The organism is Humitalea rosea (genome assembly GCF_003253705.1).
Taxonomy (GTDB): Bacteria; Pseudomonadota; Alphaproteobacteria; order Acetobacterales; family Acetobacteraceae; genus Humitalea; species Humitalea rosea.
Map to the genome: position 1 here is coordinate 1 of NZ_QKYU01000020.1, position 16,346 is coordinate 16,346.

Annotated in this window: 18 protein-coding genes and 1 pseudogene; 3 read left to right on the forward strand and 16 right to left on the reverse strand. The window is 68.5% G+C overall.

From position 1 onward, the window contains the following. The coding region (locus tag C8P66_RS16555; protein WP_146422914.1) for a transposase at nt 1-315 on the forward strand (315 nt) is incomplete at its 5' end. A gap of 29 nt (nt 316-344) precedes the next feature. Here C8P66_RS16555 and C8P66_RS16560 read toward each other — a convergent pair. The 4 genes and pseudogenes from C8P66_RS16560 to C8P66_RS16575 all read right to left on the reverse strand — a co-directional run. Then, nucleotides 345-788: pseudogene (locus tag C8P66_RS16560) on the reverse strand (IS630 family transposase); the annotation flags it as partial. 169 nt (nt 789-957) lie between these two features. After that, nucleotides 958-2,643, reverse strand: a complete 1,686-nt coding sequence (locus tag C8P66_RS16565; RefSeq protein ID WP_342768020.1) for a head-tail joining protein — start codon at nt 2,641-2,643, stop codon at nt 958-960. A gap of 4 nt (nt 2,644-2,647) precedes the next feature. Then, nucleotides 2,648-3,163: a MerR family transcriptional regulator gene (locus C8P66_RS16570; protein ID WP_111399397.1), complete on the reverse strand. Its 516-nt coding sequence runs from the start codon at nt 3,161-3,163 to the stop codon at nt 2,648-2,650. A 42-nt stretch (nt 3,164-3,205) separates the two neighbouring features. Continuing rightward, nucleotides 3,206-3,502: a hypothetical protein gene (locus C8P66_RS16575; protein WP_111399398.1), complete on the reverse strand. Its 297-nt coding sequence runs from the start codon at nt 3,500-3,502 to the stop codon at nt 3,206-3,208. Nucleotides 3,503-3,664: 162 nt separating this feature from the next. Here C8P66_RS16575 and C8P66_RS16580 point away from each other — a divergent pair, with 162 nt between their 5' ends. Next, nucleotides 3,665-3,931: a hypothetical protein gene (locus C8P66_RS16580; protein ID WP_111399399.1), complete on the forward strand. Its 267-nt coding sequence runs from the start codon at nt 3,665-3,667 to the stop codon at nt 3,929-3,931. Nucleotides 3,932-3,948: 17 nt separating this feature from the next. Here the strand turns inward: C8P66_RS16580 and C8P66_RS24435 are convergent, their stop codons facing one another. From C8P66_RS24435 to C8P66_RS16600, 4 genes are all read right to left on the reverse strand, one after another. Continuing rightward, the gene (locus C8P66_RS24435; protein WP_245903620.1) at nt 3,949-4,806 is read right to left on the reverse strand and encodes a DUF3489 domain-containing protein; all 858 of its coding nucleotides are present in this window, start codon (nt 4,804-4,806) and stop codon (nt 3,949-3,951) included. 95 nt (nt 4,807-4,901) lie between these two features. Then, nucleotides 4,902-5,138 (reverse strand): hypothetical protein, encoded by a 237-nt coding sequence (locus C8P66_RS16590; RefSeq protein WP_111399400.1) that lies wholly within the window; start codon nt 5,136-5,138, stop codon nt 4,902-4,904. Nucleotides 5,139-5,235: 97 nt separating this feature from the next. Next, nucleotides 5,236-6,504, reverse strand: coding sequence for a site-specific DNA-methyltransferase (locus C8P66_RS16595; RefSeq protein WP_111399401.1), 1,269 nt, complete (start codon nt 6,502-6,504; stop codon nt 5,236-5,238). After that, nucleotides 6,494-7,939 carry a site-specific DNA-methyltransferase gene (locus C8P66_RS16600; protein ID WP_245903622.1) on the reverse strand — a complete coding sequence of 482 codons (1,446 nt, stop codon included), beginning with the start codon at nt 7,937-7,939 and terminating at the stop codon, nt 6,494-6,496. The genes C8P66_RS16595 and C8P66_RS16600 overlap by 11 nt, the downstream gene beginning before the upstream one ends. A gap of 478 nt (nt 7,940-8,417) precedes the next feature. On the opposite strand from C8P66_RS16600, the gene C8P66_RS23600 reads away from it, so the two are divergent. After that, entirely contained in the window at nt 8,418-9,356 is a 939-nt protein-coding gene (locus C8P66_RS23600; protein ID WP_146422916.1) for a hypothetical protein, read from the forward strand. 95 nt (nt 9,357-9,451) lie between these two features. On the opposite strand, the gene C8P66_RS16610 is transcribed toward C8P66_RS23600, so the two are convergent. The 8 genes from C8P66_RS16610 to C8P66_RS16640 form a co-directional block, all read right to left on the reverse strand. Further along, nucleotides 9,452-10,000, reverse strand: a complete 549-nt coding sequence (locus C8P66_RS16610; protein ID WP_111399404.1) for a hypothetical protein — start codon at nt 9,998-10,000, stop codon at nt 9,452-9,454. Beyond that, nucleotides 9,990-10,142 (reverse strand): hypothetical protein, encoded by a 153-nt coding sequence (locus C8P66_RS16615; RefSeq protein WP_245903623.1) that lies wholly within the window; start codon nt 10,140-10,142, stop codon nt 9,990-9,992. Before C8P66_RS16615 ends, C8P66_RS16610 begins: the two co-directional genes overlap by 11 nt. Before the next feature lie 313 nt (nt 10,143-10,455). Next, a complete protein-coding gene (locus C8P66_RS16620) occupies nt 10,456-12,756 on the reverse strand; it encodes a bifunctional DNA primase/polymerase (RefSeq protein ID WP_158537280.1) in 2,301 nt (766 codons plus the stop codon). A gap of 17 nt (nt 12,757-12,773) precedes the next feature. Beyond that, nucleotides 12,774-13,175 carry a hypothetical protein gene (locus tag C8P66_RS16625; RefSeq protein WP_111399406.1) on the reverse strand — a complete coding sequence of 134 codons (402 nt, stop codon included), beginning with the start codon at nt 13,173-13,175 and terminating at the stop codon, nt 12,774-12,776. Next, complete coding sequence (locus C8P66_RS23605; protein ID WP_146422918.1) at nt 13,172-13,396, reverse strand: DUF6511 domain-containing protein; 225 nt, start codon at nt 13,394-13,396, stop codon at nt 13,172-13,174. Before C8P66_RS23605 ends, C8P66_RS16625 begins: the two co-directional genes overlap by 4 nt. 125 nt (nt 13,397-13,521) lie before the next feature. Continuing rightward, a complete protein-coding gene (locus C8P66_RS16630; protein ID WP_111399407.1) occupies nt 13,522-15,105 on the reverse strand; it encodes a DEAD/DEAH box helicase in 1,584 nt (527 codons plus the stop codon). Next, nucleotides 15,102-15,398, reverse strand: coding sequence for a hypothetical protein (locus tag C8P66_RS16635; protein ID WP_146422920.1), 297 nt, complete (start codon nt 15,396-15,398; stop codon nt 15,102-15,104). The genes C8P66_RS16630 and C8P66_RS16635 overlap by 4 nt, the downstream gene beginning before the upstream one ends. Then, nucleotides 15,395-16,345, reverse strand: a complete 951-nt coding sequence (locus C8P66_RS16640) for a PD-(D/E)XK nuclease family protein (RefSeq protein WP_111399409.1) — start codon at nt 16,343-16,345, stop codon at nt 15,395-15,397. Before C8P66_RS16640 ends, C8P66_RS16635 begins: the two co-directional genes overlap by 4 nt. Nucleotide 16,346: the final 1 nt, after the last annotated feature.

Below are 16,346 nucleotides of genomic sequence, written 5' to 3' on the forward strand. Positions count from 1 at the left end.
CGTGGCGACTGCCCGCAGGCCTATGCCCTGATCGAAGGCCTGCCCGCCGATGTCGTCATGGCCGACACCGCCTACGACGCAGATCCTCTGCGCCACGCGATCGCCGAAAAGGGCGCTGTCGCTGTCATTCCCAACAACCCGTCCCGCGCTCGCAAATATCCGCTCGACAAACATCTCTACGCCCAGCGCCACCTGATCGAGTGCTGCTTCTCCAAGCTCAAACAGTTTCGCCGCGTGGCAACCCGCTACGAGAAAACCGCCAGGAACTACCTCAGCGTCGTTACCCTCGCCGCAACCATCCTATGGCTGAGATAAGTGTCCACACCACCTAGAGCCTGATCCTCTTACATTGAAGCGTATCCTGCGTGTTTGAGATATTTGGCGCACTCGGCGGGTGAGAACTCGCCGAGCAAGGTGCCGATCCGGTTCCAGACCGCGGCGATGGAGCGTTCGTCGGCCTTCCGCAACAGGGTCTTGAGCTTGGCGAACATCATCTCGATCGGGTTCAGGTCGGGGCTGTATGGCGGCAGGAAGAGCAGGTGGGCGCCGGCGGCCCGGATGGCGCGTCGAACGGCAACGCCCTTGTGGCTGCCGAGGTTGTCGAGCACGACAACATCGCCCGGCTTGAGGGTGGGCACGAGGAATTGCTGGACCCAGGCTGCGAAGATCACGCCGTTGATCGGTCCGTCCACCACGCAAGGTGCCTCGATGCGATCGGAGCGCAGGGCGGCCAGGAAGGTCATGGTCTTCCAGTGGCCATGCGGCACCCGCGCCACCAGCCAGGCGCCGGTGCCGAGGCTGCCACCAGCCAGCGTGTGCAGCAGGAAGGCGCCGCTCAGCATCGGCCGCCCGGTCGAGGTCAGCCGTGCCACGGCGCCGAGCGCTCCCAGCGCGCCGGCCAGCAGCGCCTCGCCGATGATCGCGCCGATGCGCTCCGGATCGATCATGGCGGTTCTCCTATCGGCGGCAGAAGACGCGCCAGGCAATGCCTGCCGCGTCGCGCTCGGCGTGCAGGACGGTCAGGATGTCGGTGCCCAGGGTGAAGGTGTCGTCCGCCTCGACGCTGGGCAGCACGGCGATGGCGACGGTCAAGACATCGCTGGCCTGGATCGCGCTGGTGCCGAAGGCGTCGCCCAGCCGGTCCGGCGCCGAGCGGACCACGGTCCACAGCTTCAGGCTGCGACGCAGCTTCTGACCGTTGACCAGCGCATCCACCGGCGTGGGGCCCTGCACCGGCTGCGCCCGATTCCAGCCGTCGATGCCCTTGGTCGGCGCGATCCGCGGATCCCGCAGGCGGCGCAGGTGGCCATAGACGGCGGCGGTGTCGCGGCCGCCGGTGTCCACGCAGAGACGGGCGATGCGCATGGCGCCACCACCCTGCCGCGGCCAGTCACGCGCCAGGAGCCTGGCCAGTTCGTCCCAGGGTTCCCGGTCGCGCGGGCTGCCCTGGATTACCACGTGATCGACGAGCCAGGAGGAGAAGCCCTCCGCCCAGCCCCAGACGTCGCATTCGAGGCGATCGTCCTGCACGTCCACGCCGGCCGTCAGCACCAGCGCGCCGGTGGGCACGACGCCCATGGCGAAATCCTCGCGCCGCTCCACCAGGCGCTCCCAATCCGGGGCCTCGCCCTGCTCCTGCCAGGTCTCACCGAGGACCGTGTTCTTGAAGGTCTTGATGTCCTCGGGCTTGCCCTGGGCTGCCTCCCAATCGCGGGCGATCTGCTCCCAGGACAGCCAGCCCACCGGCGAGTAGAGCGCCGAGATGTGGAAGCCGATCGTGTGCGGATCCTGGCCTTCCGCCGTCGCGCGCCATTCCCCGGCGCCGAGCATGGCGGTCTTGTCGTGCTCCTGCATCGGATGGTCGCAGGCGGTGCAGTGGTACCGCGCCGTCTCCGGCGCACCCTTCTCCCAGAGCAGCCGTTCAAACCGTAGCCACTGCATCTCGCCACACGCCGTGCACGGCACGAAGAACCGCCGCTGGTCACTGGCCAAGTACTCGCGCTCGATCCGGCTGCGGCCCGCGATGGTCGGCGTGCTGACCAGGAACGCCTTGCGCCGCCAGCCGAAGGTGCGCGCCCGGGCCTCGGCGAGCGCGATGGGATCACCCTCGCCGGCAACGTCGCCGGGATAGGCATCCACCTCGTCCAAAAACAGGAACCGCGCCGTCATCGAGCGCAGCCCGACCGCGCTGTTCGCCCCCGTCAGCACCAGGATGCCGCCGGGAAATTCCTTCGAAAGCATGGTGTTGCCGCTGTCGCGCGCCCGGGCCGGCGCGACGCGCTCCCGCAGGGCGGGCGTTTCCTCCAGCAGCGGGTCGATGCGCTGGCGCGAGAAGCGCTTGGCCAGTTCCACGGTCGGCTGCACCGCCAGTGCTGGCGCCGGCACATGGTGCATGATGTAGCCGAGCCAGTTGTTGCCGCTCTCCGTGGCCCCGACCTGCGCGCCCTTCATGAACACGACGCGCCGGGCGGGATGCACCGCGGACAGCGCGTCCATCACATCCTTCAGATATGGCGTGCGGCTGGTGCGCCACGGACCGGGTTCCGCCGATGCGCGGCTGCCGAGCATGCGATGCCGTTCGGCCCATTCCGACACGGTGAGCTGCGGCGGCGGGCGCAGCATGGCGCCGACACGGCGGCGCACATGCTCACGGCTGCGAAGACCGGTCCCCTCCGAGGCCTTCTGGATCGAAGCGATCGGCGGCCTCCGTCAGCAGGTCGTTGATGTGGCTCTGCAGGATGGTCTGCAGCAGATGCGGGTCGACGCTGATCTCGGCGGCGATCAGGCCGGAGACGCGGGCGGGCCAGTTCAGCAGCGCGTCGCGCATCGTGCTGCCGATCTCGTCGAGCGCGGCGTTCGCCTCGTTGACGTCGACCAAGCGGCGCTTGGTCTCGTCCAGCGAGAGGCGCTGCGCCTCCACCTTGAGTGCGAGCTGCGCGACCTTGAGCCGGGCGAAGGGCGTGCCGTCCGCGCCAGCGCCGCTGGCGAGCGGTGACCGCACCGGGTCTGCGGTCTCCACCAGCCGGCGGCGGGTCTTGTCGATGTCCCAACTGCCGTCCGGCTCGCGGGCGATACGGCCCGCCCGCTCGGCCTTGTGGATGGCGGTGTCGCTGACGCCGAGGCGCCGGGCGGCCTCGCGTGTGGAGGCGGTGAGTTCCGGCATGGCGGCGACCTCCCGCCGCGCGTGATGGCGATGCCGGCCTTGTCAGAGGGGACGAAGGGCGCGCTGGCGGGCGACTTCGAATGCGGTGATGGCGGCAGGCCAATCCAGCGTGGCGCCGCCGCCAAGCATCTGCACCGGCGTGAGCGCCACGCGGCGGCGCGACCAGTAGTTCCCATCCAGCGTAGCGAGCCAGCCGGCCAGCCCCTGCGCGGTGAGCGCCACAGCGGCGGCCTCGACTTCTGCCTCGCTGGGCGGTGCGGCGCGACCCATCGTCACATGCCGCCCGTCCTGAGCGAGGATGATCCAGCGGCGTTCTGTGACTTTCGATTCACGGCTCATCGTCGTCTCCGTCTCGGCGGAGCGTGATGCCCTGCGCGTGATGGACGATTCGCGCTGCGTCGGAGCGCAGCCAAGTCGAATGATCAATGTCGACTGTAGGTTTTCGATGGGCGTCGCGATGCGCGATGTGCATCATTGTGCGGCGAGCAGAGGACGGTGGAGATGCCACAGCCGAGCGCACCGAAAGACATCGAGAAGATGGTCGAAGCGACTGCGAAGGCGATGGCGCTCGCTGAGCACCGCTGCGGCACGCCGCGCATGGTGAAGCTGTATATGGATGATGCGCGGAGGGTGCTGCTGGACGTCGCCCGGGCGGCGAAGCGCCTGAACTGGACGCCCGATGAACTGGTCCGTGCGATCAAGCCTCCGAGGCGTCCGGCGCGGTACTGGGACAAGCACGAAGGCCCGCCGCAGAGCGGCGGGCCCTGATCCTGACGCCGGCGAGGTCAGGCGGCGATGCCGTAGATGGTGAAGGAGCCCTTCGCCCCCGTCTTGTTCGGGCCGACCATCCGCTCGCGCGACTTCACCTCGACCGCGTGGCCCTTCTTCTTCAGCCCGGCAAAGAAGCCGCGCACCGTGTGCTGAGCCCAGCCAGTGGCTTCGGCGATCTGCGCGACGGTGGCGCCCTCGGGCCGGCGCAGCATGGCCAGCACCTGCTCCTGCTTCGTGCCCTCGCGCGGCTTCCGCGGCGCGCCGGGATCCCGCGGCGCGCGGGCAGGCTTGCCGGCGAGCAGGGTGCGTAGCGCCTCCATCGGAGTGTCGAGGGCGCCGATCATGTCGCCCTCGCGGTTGGCCTCGTCATCCCAGGCGGCGAGCACCGCCGCGGCGGCATCGCGCAGGCTGGTCCGCGGCGTGTCGGCGCGTGCCGCCAGGGCCTGGTCGAGCAGGGCGATTTCCTCCGCCAGGGGCGCGGCCTGGGCGGGCTCCGCGGCGGGCGCGGGGCTTTCCCCCAGCGTGATGCCGGGCGCCACCGTGAGCGCCGTGTCGGGCACGCTGCCCTCGATGCCCGAGCAGTCGGGCTCGCCGGTCGCCGCGTCGCCCTCGTTCGGGTCGATGCCGATGGCGCGCAGCCCCTCGTCCGTGATGCGCGCCACGATCCAGGTGCCGTCGTCGTCCTGCCGCCAGCCCAACCCGACGAAGTCCCGCGGGGCGTTGATCTCGGTCAGCAGGTTGTTCTTGATCAGGCTGCGGAACACCGCGTTGCGGGCCGCGGCCGGCAGGGTCTTCGGCGCGCGGGCGAGGCCCATCTCGTGCTGGGCGGCGGCGCTCAGGATCACGCGCTGGGTGTCGGAAAGCTTCGTCATCGTGGTGGTCTCCGGTTCCGGGTGCCGGTCATCGGCCCCTACTGCCGGGAGCCCCGCCGGCGCTGCCGGTCGGGGCGGTGCGAGAGTGACCCGCGTCAGAGGGCGTATTCGCCGCGGCGGAAATGCTGGTCCGCGATGTCCTTCAGCTTCGCCGTCGCATCCGAAAGCCAGGCCGCTTCGCCCCAGAGCACCGTCTCGGGGTCCGCGCCGAAATGGTCCGCGCTGGCCTGGGTGAGTTCCGCGAGGAGGCCGTCGAATTCGGCCTTCTTCGCGAGGAAGGCGGCCAGGCTGTTCTCCTGGTTGCGGGCGGCGCGGGCGGTGCGGTCGGTCATGGTTGTCTCCGTCGTGGTGCAGGGCATCCCCTGCGTGTGACGGACCATTCGCGCTGTGCCGCGCACAAGCCAAGCAAGATGGAGCGTTATGCGATTGCTATGATTCGGCGGTCTGGATCACATCATGATCGACGATGCCGCGCGCCGCCGCGACATCGGCAAAGATGCGATCATCGCCTTCCAGCACGGCGGCTTCGCCGGTCGTCTCCTGCCAGCGCCGCACGATGACGTCGGCATAGGCAGGATCGATCTCCAGCAGCACGGCGCGCCGTCCCGTGCGCTCCGCCGCGATCATGGTGGTGCCCGATCCGCCGAAGCAGTCCAGCACCGTGTCGCGCGGCTTGCTGCTGTTGCGGATGGCGCGCTCGACCAGCCCGACCGGCTTCATGGTGGGGTGCAGGTCGTTGCGCGCCGGCTTGTCGAAGTGCCAGACATTTCCCTGATCGCGCGCGCCGCACCAGTAGTGTTGCGCGCCAGCCTTCCAGCCGTAGAGCATGGCCTCGAACTGCTGGTGGTAGTCGGCGCGGCCGAGCGCGAAGGTGTTCTTCGCCCAAATGATGGTGCTGGACCATTTCCCGCCCGCCTCCTGCCAGACCCGATGCAGCGTCGGCCATTCGGATGACGACATGCAGACGTAGCAGGCGCCCTTGGTGACAGAGAGCAGGTTGGCCAGCGCCGGCCGCAGGAACTCGGGAAAGCCACCGCCGAGCGCGTCGTTCGCGATGGTCATCTTGGCGGCGGTGCCGCCCTCATAGGCCACATTGTAGGGGGGATCGACGAAGCCCATGTCGGCCAGGTGGCCGGCGCCGAGGGCCCGCTGAACATCCTCGATCTTGGTCGCGTCCCCGCAGAGCAACCGATGCTCGCCGCAGCGCCAGAGGTCGCCGGGGCGGGTGACGGGCACCACGGGCGGCGGCGGCGCCTCGTCGACGTCATCGCCGAGGCCGGCATTGGCCGCGGCCAGCAGCCGGTCCAACTCCATCCCGGAGAAGCCGAGCACATCCAGGTCGACCACCGCCTCGTCGCGGATGCGCGCGATCTCGGCGGCCAGCAGCGCCTCGTCCCAGCCGGAGTTCAGGGCGATCTGGTTGTCCGCAAGCCGCAGCGCACGCGCCTGCGCCGGGGATAGATGGCCGAGCCGCAGCACCGGCACCGAGGCGAGCCCGAGTTGCTTCGCGGCCATGACGCGGCCGTGGCCAGCGATCAGCACGCCCTCGGCGTCGACTAGCACCGGATTCACGAAGCCGAACTCGGCGATGGACGCCGCAATCTGCGCGACTTGGGACGGCGAGTGCGTGCGGGCGTTCTCGGCGTAGGGGACCAGCGCCGCGACCGGCAGGGCGGAGACGACGAGGTCAGGCTGCATCGGCGGTGACCTCCGTCCGCGCCGCGGCAACGGCGTCATAGTCGCGGCCATCGTCCGCCAGCGTCACTGGCAGGTCGGGATGCAGCATCCGCCAGCGCGCGACGGCCAGGTCGACATAGGCCGGCGCCAGCTCAATCGCGCGAACGCGGCGTCCGGTGCGATGGCCCGCGAGGATCGTGGTACCGCTGCCGCCGAAGGGTTCGAACACGACCTCGCCCTCGTCCGTGTAGGTCCGCATCAGGAACTCGGGCAACACCACCGGGAACACCGCAGGGTGTTCCGTTTCGATGCCACGGCCCTTGTGGCGGGTCAGACGGAGCACGTTGTCCGGGATCCGGAAGTCCTGCACCGGCAGGCCGGCGTGCTGGTACTCCGAGATGGTCCCATCCGCCGCGCGCAGCCCGCTGCCCTTGTTTGGCGTGCCGGCCCATTTGCAGGGGACGATCTTGTTGGCCTGCCGGGCCTGGCGATTAAAGTGGAAGACGAACTCGAAGGCGGGTGCGAGCCGGCCATTCCAGTCGCCGGGCAGGCCGGGCCCCTGGTCCCAGGTGTAGAGGCCGAAGCGCCGCCAACTGCGGGCGCGCAACCAGTCGAGCCAGCCGGACCAGTAGGGGATCCATTCGCTGTCGCGGTGGATCAGCCCGAGGTTCACCAGCACCTGGCCGTCCGACCGCATGGCCGCGTCGAGATGCTGGAACACGCCCTGCATCAGGGCGTCCCAATCCGTGCCGCCGCCCGTCGTGTAGTCGCGCTGGTTTCCATAGGGCGGGGACGTGAACAGCAGCGCGGCGCGGTCCTGACCCATTACGCGTGCCACCGAGGCAGCGTCGGTGCTGTCGCCGCAGAGCAGGCGGTGCTCTCCGAGCAGCCAGAGGTCGCCAGGGCGGGTCACGGTCTGGCGCGGCGGCTCCGGATCCGCATCGGCGGGGTCCGGCGCGGCCTCACCATTGGGTTCGGCAGCGCCACTTTGGGTGTCGATGGGCTGTTCCGCATCCTGGGGCGGGTCGCCATCGATGACGGCCTCGTCCGCAGCAGCCAGAATCGCGGTCAGCTCATCCGCCGAGAAGCCCAGCGCCGCGAGGTCGATGTCCGGCACCGCCTGCACCGCGGCGAGCGCATCACGCAGCAGCGCCTGGTCCCAGGTCGCGTTCTCCGCGATGCGGTTGTCGGCGAGGCGCAGTGCCTCTTTCTGCGCTGCGGACAGATGCCGCAGCACGATCACCGGCACCTTGGTCATGCCAAGCGCCGATGCAGCTTCCAGACGTCCGTGCCCGGCGATCAGCACGCCGTCCTCATCGACCAGCAGCGGGTTGGTGAACCCGAAGGCCAGCATGCTGGCCTTGATCTGTTCCAGCTGCTCGGCGCTGTGAACGCGGGCGTTGCCGGCATGCGGGCGCAGCTCCGCCACCGGACGCAGCAGGATCTTCGCCGCCATCCAGGGGAGCGTCATGACACCATCCGGTTTGCAGGGGAGTTTGCAGGCGGCGGCCCGGCCTGAGTTTGCGGCTAACGATTTGAAGCGGCGGGGAAAGGCTGCAAACCGCAACCCATATTTCCGGCCTGGCGCTAGCGAACTTGCGCGCTTCCGCCCCCCGCATACAGCGGGGCCAGGAAGGACCCTGCGGCTCGAGAGCCACTGTCTCGTCTGAGCGACGCTGCGGCTCTTGAGCCGCGCTGCGGTCGCACCCTTTCCAGGTGTCCAGATGATAGGCCGTGTGGATTTCGGTGCGCAACGCGACATTCTTTCGCACTGCTACGCATGATTGCGCTGACACGGATCGTGCTGAGGCTTTCTTCGGAGCAGGTGGCCACAACCGCCGCAGGCGCTGAGATCGAAGCGCCTTGGGACCGCTGCGGGTTCAGTGTACTCAACCTCCTACGATGGCCATTTGCCCATCTGCGGAAGGTATAACATGGATGTCCAGCTGACCGACGCATCCGACACTGTCGACAAGTTCGAATGTTTCATGGCCGGCAATGGCGTCAGTATCCCGCGGCACCCGCAGACGGCCGCGGATATGCTGCCCTTCTGGTACCTACTCAAGCGGATTGGCCAGGGCTTTTCAGGCACAGCGGATGAAGTCCGACCAGAGTTTACCGCTGCCGTCGCCGCCCACGACTTGGCGGCTAAGGTACTTGAGGTATCGGGAAATGCTGACTTTCGCTGCCTGCTTCCGCATCTCAAGATGCTGAATGCTGGCACCATTCACTTAACAGAGGAGCCTCCTGCGAACGCGGACACCTATAATAAGTTAATCGAGTTGTACTGGTCCTGCCTGTGCTTATCGCTTGGCCGCAAAGTCGACCTCGATCATCCTGTCCAGTCAACTGGCAACAATCCCGACGTAATCATCCTCGACAACGCAGGCGCCGCAGCTCGCGCATATGCCTTCAAGACAATTCGTTCTCCACACACTCAGAATGTCTATGACCATATCTCGAAAGGCATTGATCAAATAGAGCGCTCGCCCGCACGGGAAGGCATCATCGCGCTACACTTGACTCCCCGCATTGCGAAGGCAGGCTTCTGGCCGATGGGCGGCTATTACCAGGACTGGCAGCCGGTTGCTTGGCAGATAGCCAGCGAATTGAGAAAGGCCGTGGCCGCCGTCGTGGAAGACAACGGTCAGCGTGCGATCAACACGCTGTTCAAGGACCGGAAGGCCGTCGGCCAAATTCTTTGCGTGGCCTTCTGCCCAATCGTGGCCAAGCACCCAGTGAGCGGAAAGGCAGTCGTCATGCCACTTAAGGTCGCTACGCTCGTTGATCTCTACACCGGTACGAGGATGTCCGCCGACTTCCTCACCGAAATTGCGCTTGCAAATCACGCAATGCAGACGGTCCTCGCATGATGGAGACGGGCATCTTCACGTTGGATCACTGATGCCTGTTTCGAGATTTTTCATGCCTGCGGCCAGGATGCCTCCAGTGATGAAGGCACCTGCCGTCACGCCGCCCGTTTCCGCGGCACGAGCCCGAAGTGCCCTGCCAGCACGCTGAGCGTCGCCACCAGCATGCCCTGCGCCTGCGGGGGAGCCACGGGGCGTCCGCCCCATCCCTGGCGCATCGCCCACTCGCGGACCGACATCTCCAAGCCGATGACGTGCCACGCGCAGGAGCCCGCTGCACTGTCATGACCGCCGAGGGCATCCAGGGCCGCCCCGATCTTGCGGCGTGCATCCATGTGGTGGTCGGACAGGGTATCGGCCGTCTGGCCTGGCAGGCGGACCAGCACCGACTTCGACATGCCATCCAGGGCGGCGCTGCGGAACAGGGCGCGGAAGTAGCCACCAGCGTCGTGCATCTGCTGGGTAATGGTCCCGTTCGCCAGCATCATGCCCAGCGTGTCCACGGCACGACGATGCTGCACAGGGCTGCCCGTCTCGGGATCTGCGTCGCGGATCGGGTCCGAGAAGCCGCCATGCTGGAGCCGCCACTTCGAGGGCCCCATCGATTCCTTCTGCTTCGTGGACTTCGCCTTCCGCTTACCGGCCATGAGTCTTCTCCTGCTGCCGTGGGCCCCAGCGGCGCACGGCTTCGTTCTGGATTGCCTGGCGCAGCCAGGGATCGGTGATGTCCTCGAGGTGCAGCGAGACGACGCCCTGCTGCAGCCAGACGCGGCGGCGCAGCATCTCCATCTCGGGCGTGGTCGTGGCGCTGCGGGTGCCGCGGTCGAGGCTGGACCTCGGGGGCTGAGGGCCATCTGGGATGCGCTGCGATCCCTGCGGGGGAAGGCGGTCACCATCCGCTTGCACGCGCAGGTGCCCAGGGGGGTCTATTGGGAGAATCATCAATATATCAATTCATCAATGGGTCTCTCTCTCCGAACGCGCGCGGCCCCCATGTCTCTGTGTGCGCCCGCGTGACGGATTGACGTTTTGACGTATGCGCGTGGAACCGGCCTGTAACCTGGGTTTGGGGACCACCGCGCCGCGTGATGAATCGGATGCGTCAAGGCGAAGCCTCCTTGCCGCCAGTCGCCTCAGGTGTGCTGCGCGCAGTGAAGATCGTCGTGGGTTTGGTACCGCTCGGCTTCATGCTGCGCGCGACCAGTTCGCCCTCGACGAGTGCGTCGAAGATTTCCTCGCGCTCGCGCTTCGACAGGAACTGGGTCTTGCGGACCAGGGCGTTGCGGCTGATCTCGCCGGCGGTGCGTATGATCTCCAGGACGCGTTTGTGATTCGCCTCGGTGTCATTGTCCGAGACGAGGCGCTCGGCTTCGCGCAGCAGAGTGCCGATACAGTGCTCGACCAGTGCCGATGCCCAGGTGATGTCCGCCGCCTGGGTGATTGGCCGGGCGGGATCACGACTGACCGCGGCGATCATCGCGAGCTTGGCGGTGTTCTCGGCGTATCGCCCGAACAGGGCGGTGGCGTGGGTGCCGCGGTGTGAGCGCAACAAGTCGGTGGCCTCACGGCGAACGCGCGCCATTGCGGTCTCAGCGTCCCGGGCCATCGGCACCGTGTAGGCGTGGATGGGCGCCGAGGATTCCATGGCGTTGGCAATGTTCCCGCCATGGCTGTGGCCAGGAACGCCACGGGCGATCCCCTGCAGCGCCGCCACCAGGTCTGGTGGCGGATCCATGTGCGCTGGCGCCTCGTTGCGCTCGGGGTAGTCGTCGTCGGTCAGGAATACCAGGAAGCGCGCGATGGAGCCGTCCGCCAGCGCGCCACCCTCCAGCGCCGACCAGAACGGGCCGGGCACGGTGACCCCCCAGATGCAGGCGCAGGGCTGCTCGATGGTCACGCGCGGCCGCGCCTTCTGGTCGGCATATTCCGCGCCGATGTAGGGCTCGGCCGCGGAGGTGTAGAGCTTGGTGAGCTCCGACCAGATGGCCGCCTTGTGGGCCGGGGCGCGGGCATTCAGGACGAGCTTCAGGAACTGGCCGAATTCGTCGACCTGGAACAGGCGGGCGGGATGCCGCTGCAGCGACGTGAGCAGCCCCGCCGACGAGGCGAGATCCTCGCCACCGAGGTAGCGATCGAGGCCCGCGGCGTAGATCGCGCGCTTCGCGCAGCGCCGGGCGTGGTCCTTGCCGCCGCCGCTGTCGGCGATGCCGATGGCGTAGAGGTTACTGCGCAGGTCGGTGGGGGTGCGATAGCGGCGCCCGGCGATAGCGCCGACCAGGCAGATGGCGGCACCCAGCGAGAGGAACGGCTGCGGACTGACGGCGCTGCTCGTGGCGTAGTCCAGGAACAGCTTCAGCGTGCCATCCACCTGCAGCAGCTCGGGCGGCACGCGATACGGCTTCGGCGGCGGCGCGATGGGCAGCGGCGCGACCGCGACCTTCGCCAGCAGGCCGGCCGCGGGATGCGGCTGGGTCGCCTGCTCCGCCGCCGTGCCGTTCAGCGTCAGAGCGGGATCCGGCACCCAGCCGCGCTGCTCGGCCAGCCAGTAGATCTTCCCCGCGCCGACGCTGTGCGGCCGCAGCGAGGCCCAGCGGCGCTCGGGGGTGTCGGATCGACCGGACTGGCCCGACTTCCCGGACCGCCGAGACCAGTCGAGCCAGAGGTCGCGCCCCTCCTCGCCGATCGCTGCCTTGATGGCGGCGCCGACGGTGATCCACTCGTTGCCCGGCAGGTCGTCGTTCGGCAGCCAGGCCAGCGCCGCGGCGATGGCGTCCCGCGTCCCCTTCGGGTCGCTGGGGCCGCGCCAGGTGCTGGTGGGCGCGTCCGCCAGGATCGAGTTGACCCGAACCTCGTCGGGCACGAGCTGCCAGGCAGCGTCCAGGAAGGCCGCGCAGCTGGCCTCGTCCACCACCGGCAGCCGGGACAGCGGCGTCTCCACCAGGCTGTCCTCCGGCCACTCATAGGGTCGGCCCGTGTCCGGGTGCACAGCATAGGCGACGAACTGTTGGCCGCGCGCCAACAGCTCGAGGGGATGGCGCTTCCGGCCTGCAAAGGGCGTGGCGGCGCGATAGACCAGCAGCCGCTTCGGGGCACGGCCGATCCGCAGGCAAGGCGTGTCACCGAGCATCGACGTGGCGAGCTCGGCGATCTGGATGGCCAGCGCGCCGTCCAGGATATCGATGTCGATGCCCACTACCGCGCCGGTGGCGATGCCCACGCCGCAGCCCGGCCAGCGGCGCCAGATGTCCACCTCGAAGGGCTTCGTCGGCCGGTCGCAATGCCGGGTCCAGTCGGGATAGGGCGACCATTCCCCGCCCGTGAACCGCCCCGGCACCTTTGTGCCCGGCATGATGGGGATGACCGAGTACCCGTTGTCGACCAGGCGCTCGCCGTAGTCGGCCATGAAGGAGGGAGCATCCGTCATTCGCTGCCATGCTCCTGTGCGGCAATGGCCGCGTCGCAGGCGCGCTCCAGGCGCAGGATTTCGGGATAGAGGGCGGCCATTTGGCGAGCGGCGCGTTCGAGGGCCTGGCGCGCCCTCTCCAGCTCGGCGTGAATCCCGCGTGCCGGACCACGAATGTCCGACGCGAGCTCGCCGACATGGTGCGCAGCCCTCGCCCAGGGCGGCTGCTTCGCGCGTGGACCATACGGTTTGCGCGGCGCAGGGGTGACCTTGGTCGCGAGGCCGGCCCGGACCTTTTCGATGTCCCACGCGCCATTCGGCTCACGCGCGATCCGTCCGGCGCGTTCAGCCTTCTGCATCGCGGTGTGCGAGATGCCGAGCCGGCGCGCGACCTCTCGGGCGGAGGTGACGCCGCTCATGGCCGGCCACCAGCAGCGAGCGGTAGCGCCGGGTGCCGCCCCTGATCCAGCAGGCGAGCAAGCTCATCCTGGTAGGCGGTGATGATCACCTCCAGCAGCGTCAGCCACTCGGCCTCGGTCAGCACCGCGAGGTCGGTCTTGCCGATGCTCTCCAGGTATTCGCCCGCCATCGGGCTGGCCGCCGCTATCGCGGCAATCTCGTGCTCGTCGGGATCAACCACGCCCCACCTCCGGCAGAGCGCGCTCATGCAGCGCATGGAACAGGCAGGCAGCGGCTGGCTGGCCAGCACGCGCGGATCGAACCAACCAAAGCCGCGCGCGGTGCGGAGACGACATGCTGCGCATCTCACACGAACCTCGCCGCAGCGATCTCGGTGTACTGGCCGGCCGGCCGCACCTGGATCGCGATGGGCCGCCGCAGCTGGTCGAGCTGTGCCAGCGCCTCGTCGACCGTCACCGGGGGCGGCAGATTGCCGGCACGCCGCCGCCACCAGCCCACCGCCTTGTCGCGCGGAAAACCGGTGTGCTCGAAGCAGACCCATTCGCTGTGCCGCGCCAGACCGCATTCGTAGGTCACCCGCAGCGAGGCGGGCTTCCCGGGCTTGTCGTGGCGCGCATAGGTGATGCCGGTGACATCACACCAAGCCGCCTGGATCTGCGTCGAGAGCAGCGCGTTCGACGCCGCCTGCGGTGCCACCTTCACCACCGGCGGTGGGAACTCGTGGTCGCATTCGATGCAGTGACGCGCGCTGGCGTGGTTGATGGTCTGGCATTCGGGGCAGACCTTGATCGGCGCTTCACCGTCGCCGGCGGGTTCCTTCTTACGACCATCCACGGTGTCGATCGGGCCGTGCCGGGCGGTGTTGCCGGCAAAGTCCAAGACCAGGCAGTCATCCTTGCCCTCGGCCAGGCGCGTGCCGCGGCCGACCATCTGGACATAGAGGCCGACGCTCTTCGTCGGGCGCAGCAGCGCGATGAGATCTGTGCCAGGTGCGTCGAACCCGGTGGTGAGCACATTGGCGTTGGTGACGCAGCGCAACCGTCCCGCCTTGAAGGCCGCCAGGATGCCGTCCCGCTCCGGGCCCGGCGTGTCGCCGGTCACCGTCTCGGCGGAAATGCCATGCTCGCGGATGGCGTCCCGGACGTGTCGGGCGTGCGCCACGCCGGAGCAGAACACCAGCCAGGAGCCGCGGCCAGCGCCGTGCTGCACGATCTCGGCCACCGCGGCGCGCGTGACCTCGTCGCGGTCCACCGCCGCTTCCAGGTCCTTGGCGATGAACTCCCCGCCGCGGGTGCCGACGCCGCCGACGTCGAGCTGCGTCGAGGTCTGCTTGGGCACGACGGGGCAGAGATAGCCCTGCTGGATCATCTCCAGCACCGGCACCTGGAAGGCGATGTCCGTGAAGAGCCGATCCTTGCCCTCGTGCAGCATGCCGCTGTCGAGTCGATAAGGGGTGGCTGTGAAGCCGACCACCTTCAGCAGCCCGGCGTTGATCTCGTTCAGCTGCGCCAGGAAGGAGCGGTACATGCCGCTGTCGCCACGCCCAAGCAGGTGCGCCTCGTCGATCAGCACGAGGTCGCAGCGCTGCACCTGCCGCGCGTGGCGGTGGATGGACTGGATGCCGGCGAACAGGATCTGCGCATGGATGTCGCGGCGGGACAGCCCGGCCGAGTAGATGCCTGCCGGGGCATCCGGCCAGGCGCGCAGCATGGCCATGAAGTTCTGCTGGATCAGCTCTTTCACGTGGGTGAGGATCAGCACCCGCGTATCGCCATAGGCGGCGATCGCCTCGCGGGTGAAGCCGGCGATGCACAGGCTCTTGCCGGTGCCGGTCGGCATGACGACCAGCGGATTGCCGCTGCTGGCCGAGAAGTAGTCGTAGAGCGCCTCGATGGCGGCACGCTGATAGGGGCGGAGGGAGAGGGTCATGCGGAAACCTCGTCCTCGGGACGGTTCCGGCCCGCGTATTCGCCGCGGACCTTCCATTCGCCGCACCAGTCGCTTTCGCTGAAGGTGCGCGGCCAGGCCGTGAGCAGGCCCAGCTCGCCGCCCATGTCCTGGCCGTCACTGCAGATGCTGGTGGAGGGGATGGCCGAGGGTGCGCGCCGCCGGCACAGCCCCTCATCCTGATAGCCATCATCCGACCGGCTGGTGGCGAGCTGCCAGAAGACGCAGGTGCCGCAGGCGGCCTTGCGCTCGATGGCGTGGAGCATCGGGCTCATGCCGCCACTCCCATGGCGGCGGCGGGCACCCCGTCACGCCATTCGGTGCCGTCCGGCAGCAGATAGCTGACCCAATCCTCACCGGCGTCGATCTGCTCAGCCGCCACGAAGTCCGGCAGATACAGATGTGCCGCGCAGCCGGCCTCCTGGTCGCGGCGGTCCAGTGGGGCGGCGTGCCGGGCGCAGTGCCAGTCGCCACCCTGCGCTGGCGAAGCATGCAGGCACGACCGGCAATGCCGCTCCGGTGCCGCGCCGGCATGGCAGACGGCGTGGTGGTCGCAGAAGCGGCACTGCCACCAGGCCGAATCCTGGCTGATGCGGGCGGGCGGCCGCGCAGCGCCGATGATCCGCTCCGCCTTGGCCAGGATGCGCAGCCCCGCCTCGGCATCGTGCCGGATGCGTTCCTGATAAAGCTCGTCCGTGTCCTTGCAGACTGCCAGGTAGAAGGCCCGATCGAGGCCCACGAGCTCCATGTAGGCCTGCATCTGCGCCCAATGCAGCGGCTTGGACGCCGCCACACCCTCGGTCTTCAGCTTGGCGAAGGACTTGGCGCTGTGGGTCTTGAATTCGCAGACGTGCCAGGTGGTCGGTGCCTCGGGCAGGCCGATCGCCACCGCGTCCATGCTGCCGCCGAAGTGGCCGGAGGCATCGCGCAGGTTCCACTGGCGCCCCGTCGCGGGATCCAGGTCCAGGACGGTGACGCCGATGCGGCGCAGGTCGGCGACGAACCGGGCCTCGGCCAGATTGCCAGTGTCGAACAGCCGCAGCAGCCGGCCAGCATGCCGGGCGCGCGTGGCCCAGCGGAACGAATACCAGATGGCGCGCTCGCATTCGGTGCCGATCAGTGAGGCGCCGAGATGCGCGCGATAGCCGCTATCCGCCGCCGCCTCATAGGACGCGTAGATGGCGGTGACGGTAGGACATGCAGGCGGAGGAAGGGCAGCCATG